13 protein-coding genes are annotated in these 13,665 nt (G+C 59.7%); 8 read left to right on the top strand and 5 right to left on the bottom strand.

What is annotated here, in order from left to right; translation table 11 throughout:
• Nucleotides 1-142: 142 nt before the first annotated feature.
• The 4 genes from NVB75_RS00280 to NVB75_RS00295 all read left to right on the top strand — a co-directional run bounded on the left by NVB75_RS00280 (nt 143) and on the right by NVB75_RS00295 (nt 2,992).
• Nucleotides 143-859 carry a YafY family protein gene (locus NVB75_RS00280; RefSeq protein ID WP_258345278.1) on the top strand — a complete coding sequence of 239 codons (717 nt, stop codon included), beginning with the start codon at nt 143-145 and terminating at the stop codon, nt 857-859.
• A 52-nt stretch (nt 860-911) separates the two neighbouring features.
• A complete protein-coding gene (locus NVB75_RS00285) occupies nt 912-1,253 on the top strand; it encodes a nuclear transport factor 2 family protein (RefSeq protein WP_258345280.1) in 342 nt (113 codons plus the stop codon).
• A gap of 22 nt (nt 1,254-1,275) precedes the next feature.
• Entirely contained in the window at nt 1,276-2,409 is a 1,134-nt protein-coding gene (zapE, locus tag NVB75_RS00290; protein WP_258345281.1) for a cell division protein ZapE, read from the top strand.
• Nucleotides 2,410-2,500: 91 nt separating this feature from the next.
• Nucleotides 2,501-2,992 carry a GNAT family N-acetyltransferase gene (locus tag NVB75_RS00295; protein ID WP_258345282.1) on the top strand — a complete coding sequence of 164 codons (492 nt, stop codon included), beginning with the start codon at nt 2,501-2,503 and terminating at the stop codon, nt 2,990-2,992.
• 99 nt (nt 2,993-3,091) lie between these two features.
• Here the strand turns inward: NVB75_RS00295 and NVB75_RS00300 are convergent, their stop codons facing one another.
• The 4 genes from NVB75_RS00300 to NVB75_RS00315 form a co-directional block, all read right to left on the bottom strand.
• Nucleotides 3,092-3,307, bottom strand: coding sequence for a hypothetical protein (locus NVB75_RS00300; RefSeq protein WP_076014847.1), 216 nt, complete (start codon nt 3,305-3,307; stop codon nt 3,092-3,094).
• Between the two features lie 151 nt (nt 3,308-3,458).
• On the bottom strand, nt 3,459-5,708 hold the full coding sequence (locus tag NVB75_RS00305; RefSeq protein ID WP_258345283.1) for a TonB-dependent siderophore receptor: 2,250 nt from the start codon (nt 5,706-5,708) through the stop codon (nt 3,459-3,461).
• 155 nt (nt 5,709-5,863) lie between these two features.
• Nucleotides 5,864-7,606 (bottom strand): phosphoethanolamine transferase CptA, encoded by a 1,743-nt coding sequence (locus NVB75_RS00310; RefSeq protein ID WP_258345284.1) that lies wholly within the window; start codon nt 7,604-7,606, stop codon nt 5,864-5,866.
• A gap of 156 nt (nt 7,607-7,762) precedes the next feature.
• The gene (locus tag NVB75_RS00315) at nt 7,763-7,939 is read right to left on the bottom strand and encodes a DUF6026 family protein (RefSeq protein ID WP_177046542.1); all 177 of its coding nucleotides are present in this window, start codon (nt 7,937-7,939) and stop codon (nt 7,763-7,765) included.
• Nucleotides 7,940-8,183: 244 nt separating this feature from the next.
• Between NVB75_RS00315 and gnd the strand changes: the two genes are divergently transcribed.
• From gnd to NVB75_RS00330, 3 genes are read left to right on the top strand one after another with little or no spacing between them, the layout of a single operon-like run.
• Nucleotides 8,184-9,191 carry a phosphogluconate dehydrogenase (NAD(+)-dependent, decarboxylating) gene (gene gnd, locus NVB75_RS00320; protein ID WP_269458737.1) on the top strand — a complete coding sequence of 336 codons (1,008 nt, stop codon included), beginning with the start codon at nt 8,184-8,186 and terminating at the stop codon, nt 9,189-9,191.
• A complete protein-coding gene (zwf, locus tag NVB75_RS00325) occupies nt 9,188-10,711 on the top strand; it encodes a glucose-6-phosphate dehydrogenase (protein WP_258345289.1) in 1,524 nt (507 codons plus the stop codon). Before gnd ends, zwf begins: the two co-directional genes overlap by 4 nt.
• Entirely contained in the window at nt 10,708-11,532 is an 825-nt protein-coding gene (locus tag NVB75_RS00330; protein ID WP_258345290.1) for an HAD family hydrolase, read from the top strand. The genes zwf and NVB75_RS00330 overlap by 4 nt, the downstream gene beginning before the upstream one ends.
• A gap of 137 nt (nt 11,533-11,669) precedes the next feature.
• Here the strand turns inward: NVB75_RS00330 and NVB75_RS00335 are convergent, their stop codons facing one another.
• Entirely contained in the window at nt 11,670-11,930 is a 261-nt protein-coding gene (locus tag NVB75_RS00335; protein ID WP_063029505.1) for a hypothetical protein, read from the bottom strand.
• Nucleotides 11,931-12,272: 342 nt separating this feature from the next.
• On the opposite strand from NVB75_RS00335, the gene NVB75_RS00340 reads away from it, so the two are divergent.
• Entirely contained in the window at nt 12,273-13,601 is a 1,329-nt protein-coding gene (locus NVB75_RS00340) for a sigma-54 dependent transcriptional regulator (protein ID WP_258345291.1), read from the top strand.
• Nucleotides 13,602-13,665 lie beyond the last annotated feature (64 nt).

Here is a 13,665-nt window from a genome sequence, read left to right on the forward strand (position 1 = left end):
ACATCTATTTAATATGATGTGAGTCATATTTTTCGTCAAGCGGCTTTTTTTGCCGTTGAAGGGCAGGGCGCCTGCTCCTGACACTTTCTGACAGAGGCCTCTGCTAAGCTTCGCCACCTTCCTTTTTTCGAGCGTGATCAACGTGTCGCGTACCAGCCGTCTGCTGACCTTGTTGCAAGTCCTGCGGGGCAAGAAACGCCCGGTGACGGCCGCCGTGCTGGCGGCGGAACTGGAGATATCCGAACGCACGCTGTACCGCGACATCGCCGAGCTGACAGCGTTGGGCGCGCCGATCTATGGCGAGGCGGGCGTGGGTTATGTGCTGCGTGCAGGCCTGTTCCTGCCGCCGCTGATGCTCAATGCCGACGAGACCGAAGCCATCGTGCTGGGCTTGCGGTATGTCGACCAGCGCGGTGATGACGTACTGAGCCAGGCGGCGGCGAATGCCCTGGCGAAGATTGCTGACGTGCTTGATCCTGCGGCCCAGGAAGCGTTGCGCAATCCGACCCTGCTGCCCGGCCCGCCAGGGTTCGGCTACCCGGAAAATCGCGTGCCTCTGAACGTGTTTCGCGAGGCCATTCGCGGCCAGGCCAAGCTGCACATCGATTACGCCGACGCCAGCCAGACCGCCAGCCAGCGCCTGATCTGGCCCCTGGCCCTGGGTTTTCTCAACGAAGTGCGGGTGATCGTCGCGTGGTGCGAATTGCGCGGTGCCTATCGCACCTTCCGCACCGACCGGGTGGCCGCTGCCAGCCTTCACGGCGAGCGTTATCCGGGGCGGCGCAGCGACTGGTTGCGGGCCTGGCGCAAGCTGATGGAACAGAACGAATCCGGGCCATTCACTCCTGACAAGAACTGACACAACGCTGCTTTAGCATGGCTCCATAAATCACTAACAAGGAGCTGTCACCATGTCCCAACCCACCCCCGAACTGGCCCCGGCGATTGCAACCTACATTGCCGCTGCGAATGCCGGCGACACGTCCTTGGTCGCCGACTATTTTGCCGAAGATGCCAACGTGTTCGACGAAGGCGAGCACCAGGTCGGTACCGCGGCCATTGCTCGCTGGATGGAAGACACCGGGCGCCGTTACCAGCCCAAGGTCCAGGTGCTGAATGTGCAGCACCGCACCGGCAAGGTGCTGGTCAGCAACCTGATCACCGGCAGCTTTCCCGGCAGCCCACTGGAGCTGCGTTACACCTTCCGCCTCAATGAGCAGGGCAAGATTTCCCGATTGGATATTTCCCTGTAGCCGTCATGGCATACTGCCGGGCATGACTTTCGACTCGCCACTCGCCGCCTACCAGCACGCTATCACCGAACAGGGTTTCGTCCCCGACGACGCCCAGCGTGAGGCGGTGCAAGCCCTGCAAGATTGCCATCAAGCCCTGCACCATGGGCATGGGCCTATCACCGGGGTGTACCTGTGGGGGCCGGTCGGCCGGGGCAAGACCTGGCTGATGGACCAGTTCTACCAAAGCCTGCGAGTGCCTGCCCGGCGCCAGCATTTCCATCACTTCATGGGCTGGGTGCACCAGCGCTCGTTCCAACTGACGGGCACCCACGACCCCTTGCAGGCCTTGGCCCGTGAACTGAGCCGGGAAGTGCGGGTGCTGTGTTTTGATGAGCTGTTCGTCAATGACATTGGTGACGCGATCATTCTTGGCCGGCTGTTCCAGGTGATGTTCGAGGAAGGCGTGGTGATGGTCTGCACCTCCAACCAGCCACCGGACCAGCTGTACGCCGATGGCTTCAATCGCGATCGTTTCCTGCCGGGAATCGAGGCCATCAAACAGCATATGCGGGTGGTGGCAGTGGATGGCGGGGAAGATCATCGCCTGCATCCGGGGACCGCGCTGCAACGTTATTGGGTCGATCAGCCCGACGCGTTGGCCGAGGTGTTTCGCCAGTTGAGCCATGGGCAGGCGGTAAGCAGCGCGCCGGTTGCGGTCGGCTACCGCTCCATCGTGGCAGTACAGTCCAGTGAGACGGTGCTGTGGTGTCGTTATGCCGACCTGTGCGAACGGCCGTTGGCCGCCATGGATTTCATGCTGCTGTGTGATCGGTTCAAGGCGATTTTGCTGGGCGAGGTGCCGAATCTAAGCGCACAAAAGCGTCCGGGACGAATCGCCCGTGGCACCGAAGATGCTGCCGAACGGGTGGATGCCGGTGACCGGGAGCTGCCGGAACTGTCGGTGCATGACGACAGCGTCCGGCGTTTCATCGCCCTGGTGGACGAGTGCTACGACCGCAAGGTGCCGCTGTATATCGAGGCCAAAGTACCCCTGGAAAGCCTCTATACCGAGGGTTACCTGGAGTTTCCTTTTCGCCGCACCCTGAGTCGCTTGCAGGAGATGCAACTGGCGCGGTTTGGCGAACCTGGCGCGCTTTCACGCGGGCAAATGTAGTTAATCTCCTTCATCTAATGCCTGCTCCATGCTTACAATCGATCCCTTTTACGGGGACCGAGTCCCTGTTGCACCGTTAACGAGGAAGGAAATGGACACCCCAGACATCCTGGTGCTGCAAGCCAGCTACACCAATCCGGTACACGCCGAGGCCATTGGCCTGGTGCTCAATCATTACGCCGAAGACCCCATGGGCGGTGGCCACAGCCTGCCGGCCGACCGTTTGCAGCAACTGCCGGCGGAGTTGGCCAAGCGTGCCCATGCGTTCAGCGTGCTGGCATTTGTCGGCGGCACGCCGGCGGGTCTGGTGAACTGCTTTGAAGGGTTTTCCACCTTTGCTTGCCGTCCGCTGGTCAATGTGCACGACGTGGTGGTCATGGACAAATTCCGCGGCCTGGGTTTGAGCCAGAAGATGCTGCAAAAGGTCGAGGAAATTGCTCGCCAGCGCGGCTGCTGCAAGATCACCCTCGAAGTGCTTGAAGGCAATGACGTGGCGCAGTCGGCGTATCGCAAGTTTGGTTTCGAAGACGCTGTATTTGATGCGGAGCATGGCCGCATGTTGTTTTGGAACAAGCCGCTTTAATTAATGTTTATTTAATTAAAGGCAAAAAAAGGCGCCAGCAAGTGGCGCCAAATAAACCTTGGCTATCAGAGCGGAATAGCACAGGGTATTACGGGTAAATCAGGTATTAGGTGTCGTGGTAGTTTGGTCGGCAGTGGCAGGTTTTGCAGTCTTGCCGTCAGCCATCGCTGTTTGCTGGGCGGCACCGTGAGTCTGTTCCTGAACGAAGGTGAAGTTGTTGTAGAACTCCTTCGAGCGCTCTGAACCGCCTTCTGCGAAGGCGGCTACGGAGGTCATGGTCATCAGGCCGGCAAGGATAACAGTCGAAATTTTCATGGCAGTATCTCATTAAGTGTGTTGGGTTCCGCGCAGTGTGATCAGCGGCGGGATGGGGAGACTGTGGACCCATGATATTAAGTAAGGGTTAACCTCGCGCTGACCGAAAGTTAACGATTTCGTTAACTTCCACTCTTTCGCCGCGATGAATTCAGAGCTTCCAATCCAGTGCAAGGCTGATGGAGCGCGGGTCTCCCCAATACACGCCGTTATAAAAGCCGACACGTTCGTAATATTTTTTATCAAATAGGTTGTTGATATTAAGTGACGCCGACAAGTGGCTATCGAACTCATAGCGGGACATCAGGTTGACCACGGTATAGGCCTGCTGAGTGATTCGGGTCTGCTCCCTGATCAACGTTCCACTGGAATCCCTACCCACGGGGCGATAGGCAACGTCGTAGAAATCACTCTGCCAATTCACCGCGCCGCCCACTGTCAGTGCATGCCATTCGCCGGGCAGGCGATAGGCCGTGGACACCCGCAGCAGGTTCAGCGGCAGGTGGGTGTTATTGCGTTGCTTGTCGCCGTTCAATGAGTGGGTGTAGGTGTAGCCGGCGGTCAGGTTCCAGTCGGGGCGCACCTCTCCGGACACCTCTATCTCGAAGCCCTGCACGGTGTTGCCTTTGCCGCCGGACCCGTAGAACATCTCGCCGGTGTCTGGATCCGGTGGCGTCGAACTGTCCAGTTCCGCGACGTTGTCCTGCTTGCTCCAGAAATACGCGGCCGCCAGGTTCAGGCGTTCTTCCAGCAGGCTGCCCTTGATGCCCACTTCATAGTTGCTGCCCACCACCGGCTCCAGGTATTGCTTGCCGGCGTCACGCTGCTCTTGCGGGTTGAAGATATCGGTGTAGCTGGCGTAGACGGTGTACTCCGGGGTCAAGTCGTAGAGCAGGCCGGCGTAGGGCGTCCACATGTCGTTGTGGGTCTGGCTGGATTTTGTTGCACCGAGGTACTGGTCGGTGTCCTCGTGGTAGTTGTACGTGGTGCTCTCGATCTCCCAACTGCCATAACGACTGCCCAACACGGCATGCAGGCGGTCAGTCAGGCTCAGGCGGGTGGCCAGGTAGCCGGCCTTTTGGCGAGTGCTGCCTTGTTCGCCCTTGAGGCCGGTGTTGGAGTCCGGGAATTTGCCGATCCCGCCCATGTGTTTCCAGTCCTCAATGCTGGTGTAATTCTTCGGCACCGGACCGTCGCGCAGGTGTGGCGAAGAGTCGCGTTGTTCGGACTCGCCATAACCCACCATCAATTCGTGCTCACGACCCAGCAGGGAGTAGGACCCGGCCAGGTTCAAATCCACCACGTCCATTTTCGACGTGCCGAGCATGTGACTGGTCCAGGCCGTCATGCCGCTGCGGTCGGCATTGGGGAAGCCTGAGCCGCCGTAGTACACCTTGCCGTCCGTGTCGCTTTCGCGGTGGGTATAGGCGGCCTTCAGGTGCCAGTCACCGGCCAGCCGATGGTCGAGGGTGGCGAAGGTGGTTTCGTCTTTCAGCGGCCAGGAACTCCACTTGGCCGCAATGTTGGCGGAGCGGGGCAGCTTGGCTTTGCTGCCGTCGCTGTTCCAGTACGGCAAGGTGCCCCACGCGGTGCCCTGCACGTGCTTGTTCTGATAATCAAAGCCCACCGCCAGCACCGTGTCGTCGGTCAGGTCGCCTTCGAGGATGCCGTAGCCGACTTCCCGTTGCAGCGCGTAGTTGTCGCGGTAGGACTGGGTGTCACGGTAGGCGAGCACCGTGCGGCCCCGCAGGCGCCCATCAAACGCCAAGGGGCCGCCGACATCCAGGTAGCTGTAGTAATTGTCATCGGAGCCGCCACTGATGCCCGTCTTTGCCTGCCATTGGGCCGTCGGACGTTTGCGCACCATATTGACCGTGGCCGAAGGGTCGCCTGCACCGGTGGTCAAGCCGGTGGCGCCGCGTACCACTTCGATCCGGTCGTAGATGATGGTGTCGGCATCTGACTTCATGCGGCCGAAGGTGTTGAGCATGCCGTCAATCTGGAAATTGGTGATGCCGTAACCGCGTGAGGAGTAGCCGACCCGGTCGGAGTCCAGGTGTTGCACCACCACGCCGGTGGTCTGGCGCATCACCTCGGTCAGGGTGTTGAGGTTGAAGTCGTCCATCTGTTGGCGGGTGATCACCGAGACCGACTGCGGGGTTTCCTTGATGGACAGGTTCAACCGGGTGGCGGTGCTCATGGAGCCTGTGGTGTAGGCACCGGTGTGTTCGGTGTTGGCGCCAAGGCTGTCGGCGGTGATGCGGGTGCTGCCCAGTTCCAGGGCATTGGCCGGCGGGTGCGATTCCTTTTCAGGATCGTTTTCAGCCAGCAGGTCCGGGCTCAGCGCCACGCTGAAAAGGCCCAGGGTCAAGGTCATGGAACGGGTAATAGGCGCGAACATCGCGGCGAACTCCTTGTCGTCTATGAAAAATGCCATTGGCTCAAAGACGAAAGGAGGTGGGGAACTTTAGCGCTAAACGAGAATAATTATTATCTTTGTGCTGGAGGCCACGTCGGGTTTCACCGCATTGCGCAGGTGAAACCCAGGTGTTGGGCCTACTTGATGACCACTTCAGTCGAGTCGATTTTCTTCGGCTTGATCAGGCTGAAGTCAATCAAGGGCTTTTGCTGGCGTTCATAAGGATTGCCAATCAGCAGCGGCCGCGGCTTGAAGCTGTCACTGACCAGGCTCTTGCTGTGGTCCAGTTCATCAAAACTCAACCCCGCCATGTCGGCCCAGGTATGGATCAACTGCGAGCTGCTGTACGGCCGCTGCAAGTCACCGCCAAAGCTCCAGTCATGACTTTCACGCCACTTGGGCGATGCATAGGCCATGAACGGAATGGTGTACATCGGCGCCGTCGGTTTGCCTTCGTTACGGCCCAGGGTGCTGTGGCCGGCCGAATCGAAGACGTCTTCACCGTGGTCGGAGAGGTACAGCAGGAAGCCGTTCGGGTCAGTCTTGGCGTAGTCCTTGATCAGGCTCGACACCACGAAATCGTTGTACAGCACCGCGTTGTCGTAGCTGTTATAGGTCGGCAGCTGCGCGTCGCTGACCCCGGCAGGCACACCCTGGCGATCGGTGAACTTGTCAAAGGTCGGCGGGTAGCGGTACTGGTAACTCATGTGGGTGCCCAGCAGGTGTACCACGATGAATTTACGCTCGGCGGTGTCGGACATCGCCTTGGCAAACGGTTCGAGTACGTCGCCGTCGTACTGGCGCGCGTTCTGGTTGCGGTTGTTGTTCAGGTACACCTGCTCGTCGGCCTGTTCGGAAAAGGTCGTGAGCATGGTGTTGCGCTTGGTCATGGTCTGCTGGTTGGTGATCCAGAAGGTCTTGTAGCCGGCCTGCTTCATCACGCTGACGATGGATGGGGTCTTGAGGTACAGGTCCGGGTTTTCTTCGTCGGCGAAGGTCAGCACCTGTTGCAGCGCTTCGATGGTGTACGGGCGCGGGGTGATCACGTTGTCGAACACCGCCAGTTGATCCCGCAGCTTGTCCAGTTCCGGGGTGGTGTTGCGCGGGTAGCCATACAGGCTCATGCGCTGGCGGTTGGTGGACTCGCCGATCACCAGCACCAGGGTCGACGGCTGGCCGGCCATGCTGTCCTTGAGGTTGGTCAGGGGCGGGATCTTGCTGGCGCTGGTCAGCATGCCTTGCATGTTGTCCAGTTGTTCGGTGTAGCGGCGGTAGGCGACGATCATCTGCCACGGCACGGCAGGCTCGATGCGGGTCTCGAAACGATCGATGGCCAGTTCCATGGTCTCGCTCTTGGCGATCTGTTTGACCAGCGGGTAGCCGACGATGGCAATCACGATGGCGGCTGCCGCCAGCATGGCCTGGCCACGTGGCAGGTAAACCGGGCGTACACGGGTCCACAGGAAAACCGCCATGGCCGTGTGGGCAATGAACGCCAGCACGATCCACCAGGCAAAGTATTGGGTGGCGTACTCGCCGGCTTCAGAGATGTTCGACTCGAACATGATGAAGATGACGCTTTGGGAGAATTCCTGCTGGTAGATGAAGAAATAACCCAGGCTGGCCATGGAACAGGCCCACAGCACCACGCCAATCAACCCTGCCACCAGGCGCGCGCGACGCGGGAACAACAGCATCGGCGCCAGCCACAGGGCGCTCATGAAAAATGCCTGGCGAAAACCGCTGAAGCCGGAGGTGCCGGTCAGTTGGATCAGCAGTTGGGTAATGCCCGAGAAATACCAGAAGAACAGGAACATCCAGCCGAGGCCGGCCCAATCAAAACCTTTCGCAGACGTAGTGCTGCGTTTGAACATCGCCATCCAGCGCTCCAACCCGATAATTTTTCAGTGTTGACGCACAGGGATGCACGCCAACAGAGGGCCTGCGCACGTGGCGCGGCCCGATTCGGCGGGAGTATCGGGATGAGGATGTGAAAACTTCGTGAGTTATTCCTGAACGGTTCGTTCAGCTCACGTTCAGCAAAGTGCGGGCTGGGTGCCGGACGGCTGATTGAGCTGACCCTGCAAGTGCGAACGCAGGCGCATGACTTCCTGTTGCAGTTGGTCGCGTTCGTCTTTCAACTGGCGCAATTCATCACGGCGAATGGTGACGTAGAGGGTCTGTGGCGGACGGGTCATGTGTGCAGTGCTCATTGCTTACCTCGCAAATAGCCGGTGTATCGCGGTGCCAGAGCGCTTGATTCGAGGCTCTCGGCAACAGTCGGCGCAATTCTGAATTCTTTTTTAAGCGAAGGGAACTTTTTTATTTTTGACGGTCTCTGTGACTTTTTTCCCACTGAAGGCTAAAGGATGGCCACTTTTTGTCATGAAACTATGCCAATCCGCTCTGGACTAACCCTCATTAGCCTCATTGCGCTATAAACTGTGTCACACATTTATTCGTAGTAAGGAGCATCAGCACATGCAACTGGGGATTATTGGACTAGGCCGCATGGGTGGCAACATTGCGCGGCGCCTGATGCTCAATGGGCATACCACCGTGGTTTACGACCGCAATGAAGCATTCGTAAAAGGTCTGGCAGGCGAGGGCGCCACGGGCGTTGCCGACCTGGCGGGCCTGGTGGCCGGGCTGCAAAAGCCTCGGGCGATCTGGGTGATGCTGCCGGCAGGCGACCCGACCGAAAACACCATTGAAGAATTGAGCCATCTGCTGGAAGACGGTGATGTGATCATCGACGGCGGCAACACCTTCTATAAGGATGACATCCGCCGGGCCAAGGCCCTGTCGGAAAAAGGCCTGCACTACGTCGACGTCGGCACCTCCGGCGGCGTCTGGGGCCTTGAGCGCGGCTACTGCATGATGATCGGCGGCGACGCCGAGACCGTTAAACTGCTGGACCCGATTTTCGAAAGCCTGGCGCCGGGCCTGGGGACCATTCCGCGCACCAAGGACCGTTCTGCTGCAGCCGACAGCCGTGCCGAGCGCGGCTATATCCACGCGGGGCCTGCCGGTTCCGGGCACTTCGTCAAGATGATCCACAACGGCATCGAGTACGGGATGATGCAGGCCTTCGCTGAAGGTTTCGACATCCTCAAGACCAAGAACTCGGAAAACCTGCCGGAAGACCAGCGCTTCGACCTTAATGTTGCCGACATCGCCGAAGTCTGGCGTCGTGGCAGTGTGGTGTCGTCCTGGCTGCTGGACCTGACCGCCGATGCCCTGGCCACCGATCCGAAGCTCGACGGTTATTCCGGCTCGGTTGCCGACAGTGGCGAAGGCCGCTGGACCATCGAAGCCGCCATGGAGCAATCGGTACCGGTACCGGTGCTGTCCAACTCGCTGTTCGCGCGCTTCCGCTCCCGCCAGCAAAGTACTTACGGCGACAAAATGCTTTCTGCCATGCGCTTCGGCTTTGGCGGCCATGTGGAGACGCCCAAAAAATGACCGCCAACGGCAAGAAACCCAAGGCCGAACCCGCTCCGCCCACCACCCTGTTTCTGTTTGGTGCCCACGGTGATCTGGTCAAGCGCCTGCTGATGCCGGCGCTGTACAACCTCAGTCGTGATGGACTGCTGGGTAACGGCTTGCGCATCGTGGGCGTTGATCACAACGCCATCAGCGACGCCGATTTCGCCAAGAAACTCGAGGATTTCATTCGCACCGAGGCCGCCAGCAAGGTCAAGGGCAAGGGTGATGACGCCCTGGACCCGCAATTGTGGGCTCAGTTGGCCAAGGGCATCAGCTACGTCGAGGGTGACTTTCTCGACGACGGCACCTACGCGGACATCGGCAAGAAGATCGCTGACAGTGGCACCGGTAACGCGGTGTTCTACCTCGCCACCGCGCCGCGTTTCTTTGCCGAAGTGGTGCAGCGCCTCGGCGCTGCCGGCCTGCTGGAAGAAACCCCGGAGGCGTTCCGCCGGGTGGTGATCGAAAAGCCTTTCGGCTCCGACCTCGCCACTGCCGAAGCACTGAACGCCTGCCTGCTCAAAGTGATGAGCGAAAAGCAGATCTATCGCATCGACCATTACCTGGGCAAGGAAACCGTCCAGAACATCTTGATCAGCCGTTTTTCCAACGTGCTGTTCGAGGCGTTCTGGAACAACCACTACATCGACCACGTGCAAATCACCGCCGCCGAAACCGTCGGCGTGGAAACCCGTGGCAGCTTCTTCGAACACACTGGCACGCTGCGGGACATGGTGCCCAATCACCTGTTCCAACTGCTGGCGATGGTCGCCATGGAACCGCCAGCCGCCTTTGGCGCCGATGCGGTGCGGGGCGAGAAGGCCAAGGTGATCGGGGCCATACGGCCCTGGTCGCTGGAAGACGCACGGGCCAACTCGGTGCGTGGCCAGTACACCGCCGGTGAAGTCGCCGGCAAGCAACTGCCGGGTTACCGCGAAGAGGCCAACGTTGCGCCCGACAGCAGCACCGAGACCTTCGTCGCCCTCAAGGTGATGATCGACAACTGGCGCTGGGTGGGTGTGCCGTTTTACCTGCGCACCGGCAAGCGCATGAGCATTCGCGACACCGAGATCATCATCTGCTTCAAGCCGGCGCCTTACGCGCAGTTCCGTGATACCGAGGTCGATGAACTCAAGCCGACGTACCTGAAGATCCAGATCCAGCCGAACGAAGGCATGTGGTTCGACCTGCTGGCGAAAAAGCCCGGGCCGACCCTGGACATGGCCAACGTGGAACTGGGTTTTGCCTACAAGGACTTCTTCGAAATGCAGCCGTCGACGGGGTACGAAACCCTGATCTACGACTGCATGACCGGCGACCAGACCTTGTTTCAACGCGCCGACAACATCGAAAACGGCTGGCGTGCCGTGCAGCCATTCCTCGATGCGTGGAAACAGGATGACGGGATCCAGGCCTACAAGGCAGGCGAAGATGGTCCGGCGGCAGCCGATGCACTCTTGGCCCGCGATGGCCGTACCTGGCACAGCCTCGGATGAGTGACTTGCCGAGTCAACCCATCCGCTTTGTGTTGAGTGATATGGACGGCACGTTGCTGCATCCGGATCACAGCCTCAGCCAACGCACCATTGATACGGTTCGCGCCTTGCGCGCGGCCGGGGTGTTTTTCAGCCTGGCCAGTGGGCGTCCGCCCAAGGCCATGCGTCAGCAGGTCGAAGCACTGGGCATCGATGTGCCCATTGCCGGCTTTAATGGCGGCACGCTGGTCAATCCCGACGGCAGTATTCTGGTGGCGCATCACTTGCCGGCAGAAGCGGCGCTGGTGGCGTTGGCCTTGTTTACGCCGCAGCCGGACGTGGAAGTCTGGCTGTTTGCCGACGGTGACTGGCTGCGCCGAGATCCTGGCGGGCCCATGGCGGTTCGCGAGGAACATGGCCTGGGTTATGGGGCAATCGTCGTGGAGAGTTTCGAGCCGTTCCTGGATCGGGTCGACAAGATTGTGGCGGCCAGTACCAATACCCAGCTGCTGATCGAACTTGAGGCGCAGTTGCAGCCGAGAGTCGAGGGTTTGGCTCAGGTGTCCCGCTCGCAGCCGGTGTTCCTGGATGTGACGGCCATGAAAGCCAACAAGGGCGAAGCCTTGAAGACCCTGGCTGCACACCTGGGTGTGCCACTGGAACAGACCGCCGCCATCGGCGATGGCGGCAATGACCCGGCGATGTTTCACGTGGCAGGGTGGTCGATTGCCATGGGCCAGGCCGAAGAAGTGGTCAAGCGCCAGGCCAGCGTCGTGACCGGCAGTAATGTCGACGACGGTGCGGCGGAAGCCATAGAGCGGTTTATTCTCTCGGCCGATTGATTGGCAACCCCACTAATAAGTAGTCGGCTATGCAAAGTTGCAACTTGCATAGCTGACTATCTACTCGTGTTAGTGCGGGTCAATATACTGCGCCGTCAAACGGCACACTTTCTGGTGCCGTCCCACTGGAGTTTCAGTTACTTGGGCATTGCCCAGGATTGCAACTGATAGCCATCTTTATCGAGTTCAGCGCGGGCCTGCAACAGCAAGTCTTCGAGCTGTGCCGGGTCGGAATAAGTGCTGGAAGACAGCTGCTTGCTACCGATACGGGTATTGGTGCGGTCGATGACGCTCAGGCTCAGGGCGCCGTTGCCGTCGTGCCAGGCCACACATTGAAAGGGCTGGAAAGCACGGTCTGCGATCAAAAGAGCTTCGTTGATGCGGAGCGGGGCGTTCATGGGGTCTTCTCTCTAAATGCCCATTCAAGTGAAGCCGTTGGTTGGGCGTGCCTAACGACTGGTTACTTGTACTGATGCACGATCACCGGGTACGGGTCACATGTTAGAAGAAGATTTTTTAACTTTCCCTGATTAAAGTCATGTAAGGGGCTATGTTGAAAGCCTCATGAAAGTTACGCCGCGACATTTGACCGCACCCGACTGTTAGAAAAGGGCGGGTTTGTGCGCGCCTTATAACGAATGGGTACAAAGGTCGCGTCAAAATCTTGCTAGTGTTGCCGGCAGGCTTTCCAAATAACTGTTTTTGAATAACTTTAACGATTTTGACGCCAAGGAATAGTCATGATTGTTGCACCTGCGCCGCGCCGTCTGCTTGTGGTCGATCCCTGTGATGACTGCCACGGGCTATTACCGGGTTTGCGCACCGCCGGGTGGGACGTGGACAGCTGTGCCCTCGAGTCGGTGGGTGAACGCTCCTGCGACGTGGGATTGTTGCGCCTGCAGCCGTTTCATCTGGAGCGGCCCGAAGCGGTCAAGGAACTGATCAGCCGTAGCGGCACCGAGTGGATCGCCGTGCTTAACCAGGAAGTGCTGCGCCTGCAAAATGTCGGCGATTTTGTCTGCGAGTGGTTCTTCGACTTCCATACCTTGCCGTTCGATGTGTCCCGGGTGCAAGTCACCCTGGGCCGCGCCTTTGGCATGGCGCGCCTGCGGGGCAAGGGCAACAACGCGCCTGCCGGCCAGCCGGAGCACGAGTTGCTGGGCGACAGCCGCCCCATTCGTGAACTGCGCAAGCTGCTGGCCAAACTGGCGCCGACGGAGTCCCCGGTATTGATTCGCGGCGACAGCGGCACCGGCAAGGAACTGGTGGCGCGCACCCTGCATCGCCAATCCCAGCGCCACGCCAAGCCGTTTGTGGCGATCAATTGCGGGGCGATCCCCGAGCACTTGATCCAGTCCGAACTGTTTGGCCATGAGAAGGGTGCCTTTACCGGTGCCCATCAGCGCAAGATCGGGCGGATCGAGGCGGCGCATGGCGGTACCCTGTTTCTCGATGAGATCGGCGACTTGCCCATGGAGCTGCAAGCCAACCTGCTGCGTTTTCTCCAGGAAAAACAGATCGAACGCGTCGGCGGCAGCCAACCGATTCCGGTGGACGTGCGCGTATTGGCGGCCACCCACGTCGACCTGGAAGCCGCCGTTGCAAAAGGTGCCTTCCGGGAAGACTTGTATTACCGGCTCAACGTCCTGCAAGTGGTGACCGCGCCGTTGCGCGAACGCCATGGTGACGTGGCGATGCTGGCCAACCATTTTTCACACTTCTACAGCCAGGAAACCGGCCGGCGTCCCCGCAGCTTCAGTGAAGACGCGCTGGTGGCCATGGGCGAGCACGCCTGGCCGGGCAATGTACGGGAGTTGGCCAACCGCGTGCGGCGTGGCCTGGTACTGGCTGAAGGGCGGCAAATCGAAGCCGTTGATCTGGGACTGCAAAGCCAGCAGGCAATCGCGCTGCCGATGGCTACACTGGAGGATTACAAGCACCGTGCCGAACGCCAGGCGCTGTGCGATGTGCTCAACCGGCACAGCGACAACCTGAGTGTCGCGGCCCGTGTGCTGGGGGTTTCCCGGCCGACGTTCTACCGGTTGCTGCACAAACACCAGATCCGCTAGGGCGGGTAAACCGAAAAGCCCCGCAACGACCCTTATCGTTGCGGGGCTTTTCCTTGTCTGTAGG

It is taken from the genome of Pseudomonas sp. CBS (assembly GCF_024734645.1).
Lineage (GTDB): Bacteria > Pseudomonadota > Gammaproteobacteria > Pseudomonadales > Pseudomonadaceae > Aquipseudomonas.

Excerpts from the sequence above, each read along its gene's own strand:
- NVB75_RS00295 (WP_258345282.1), top strand. The coding sequence starts at position 2,501 with ATGGACACCCCAGACATCCTGGTGCTGCAAGCCAGCTACACCAATCCG.
- NVB75_RS00305 (WP_258345283.1), bottom strand. The coding sequence starts at position 5,708 with ATGTTCGCGCCTATTACCCGTTCCATGACCTTGACCCTGGGCCTTTTC.
- NVB75_RS00340 (WP_258345291.1), top strand. The coding sequence starts at position 12,273 with ATGATTGTTGCACCTGCGCCGCGCCGTCTGCTTGTGGTCGATCCCTGT.
- zapE (WP_258345281.1), top strand. The coding sequence starts at position 1,276 with ATGACTTTCGACTCGCCACTCGCCGCCTACCAGCACGCTATCACCGAA.
- NVB75_RS00335 (WP_063029505.1), bottom strand. The coding sequence starts at position 11,930 with ATGAACGCCCCGCTCCGCATCAACGAAGCTCTTTTGATCGCAGACCGT.
- NVB75_RS00300 (WP_076014847.1), bottom strand. The coding sequence starts at position 3,307 with ATGAAAATTTCGACTGTTATCCTTGCCGGCCTGATGACCATGACCTCC.
- NVB75_RS00315 (WP_177046542.1), bottom strand. The coding sequence starts at position 7,939 with ATGAGCACTGCACACATGACCCGTCCGCCACAGACCCTCTACGTCACC.
- NVB75_RS00310 (WP_258345284.1), bottom strand. The coding sequence starts at position 7,606 with ATGGCGATGTTCAAACGCAGCACTACGTCTGCGAAAGGTTTTGATTGG.
- NVB75_RS00285 (WP_258345280.1), top strand. The coding sequence starts at position 912 with ATGTCCCAACCCACCCCCGAACTGGCCCCGGCGATTGCAACCTACATT.
- zwf (WP_258345289.1), top strand. The coding sequence starts at position 9,188 with ATGACCGCCAACGGCAAGAAACCCAAGGCCGAACCCGCTCCGCCCACC.
- NVB75_RS00330 (WP_258345290.1), top strand. The coding sequence starts at position 10,708 with ATGAGTGACTTGCCGAGTCAACCCATCCGCTTTGTGTTGAGTGATATG.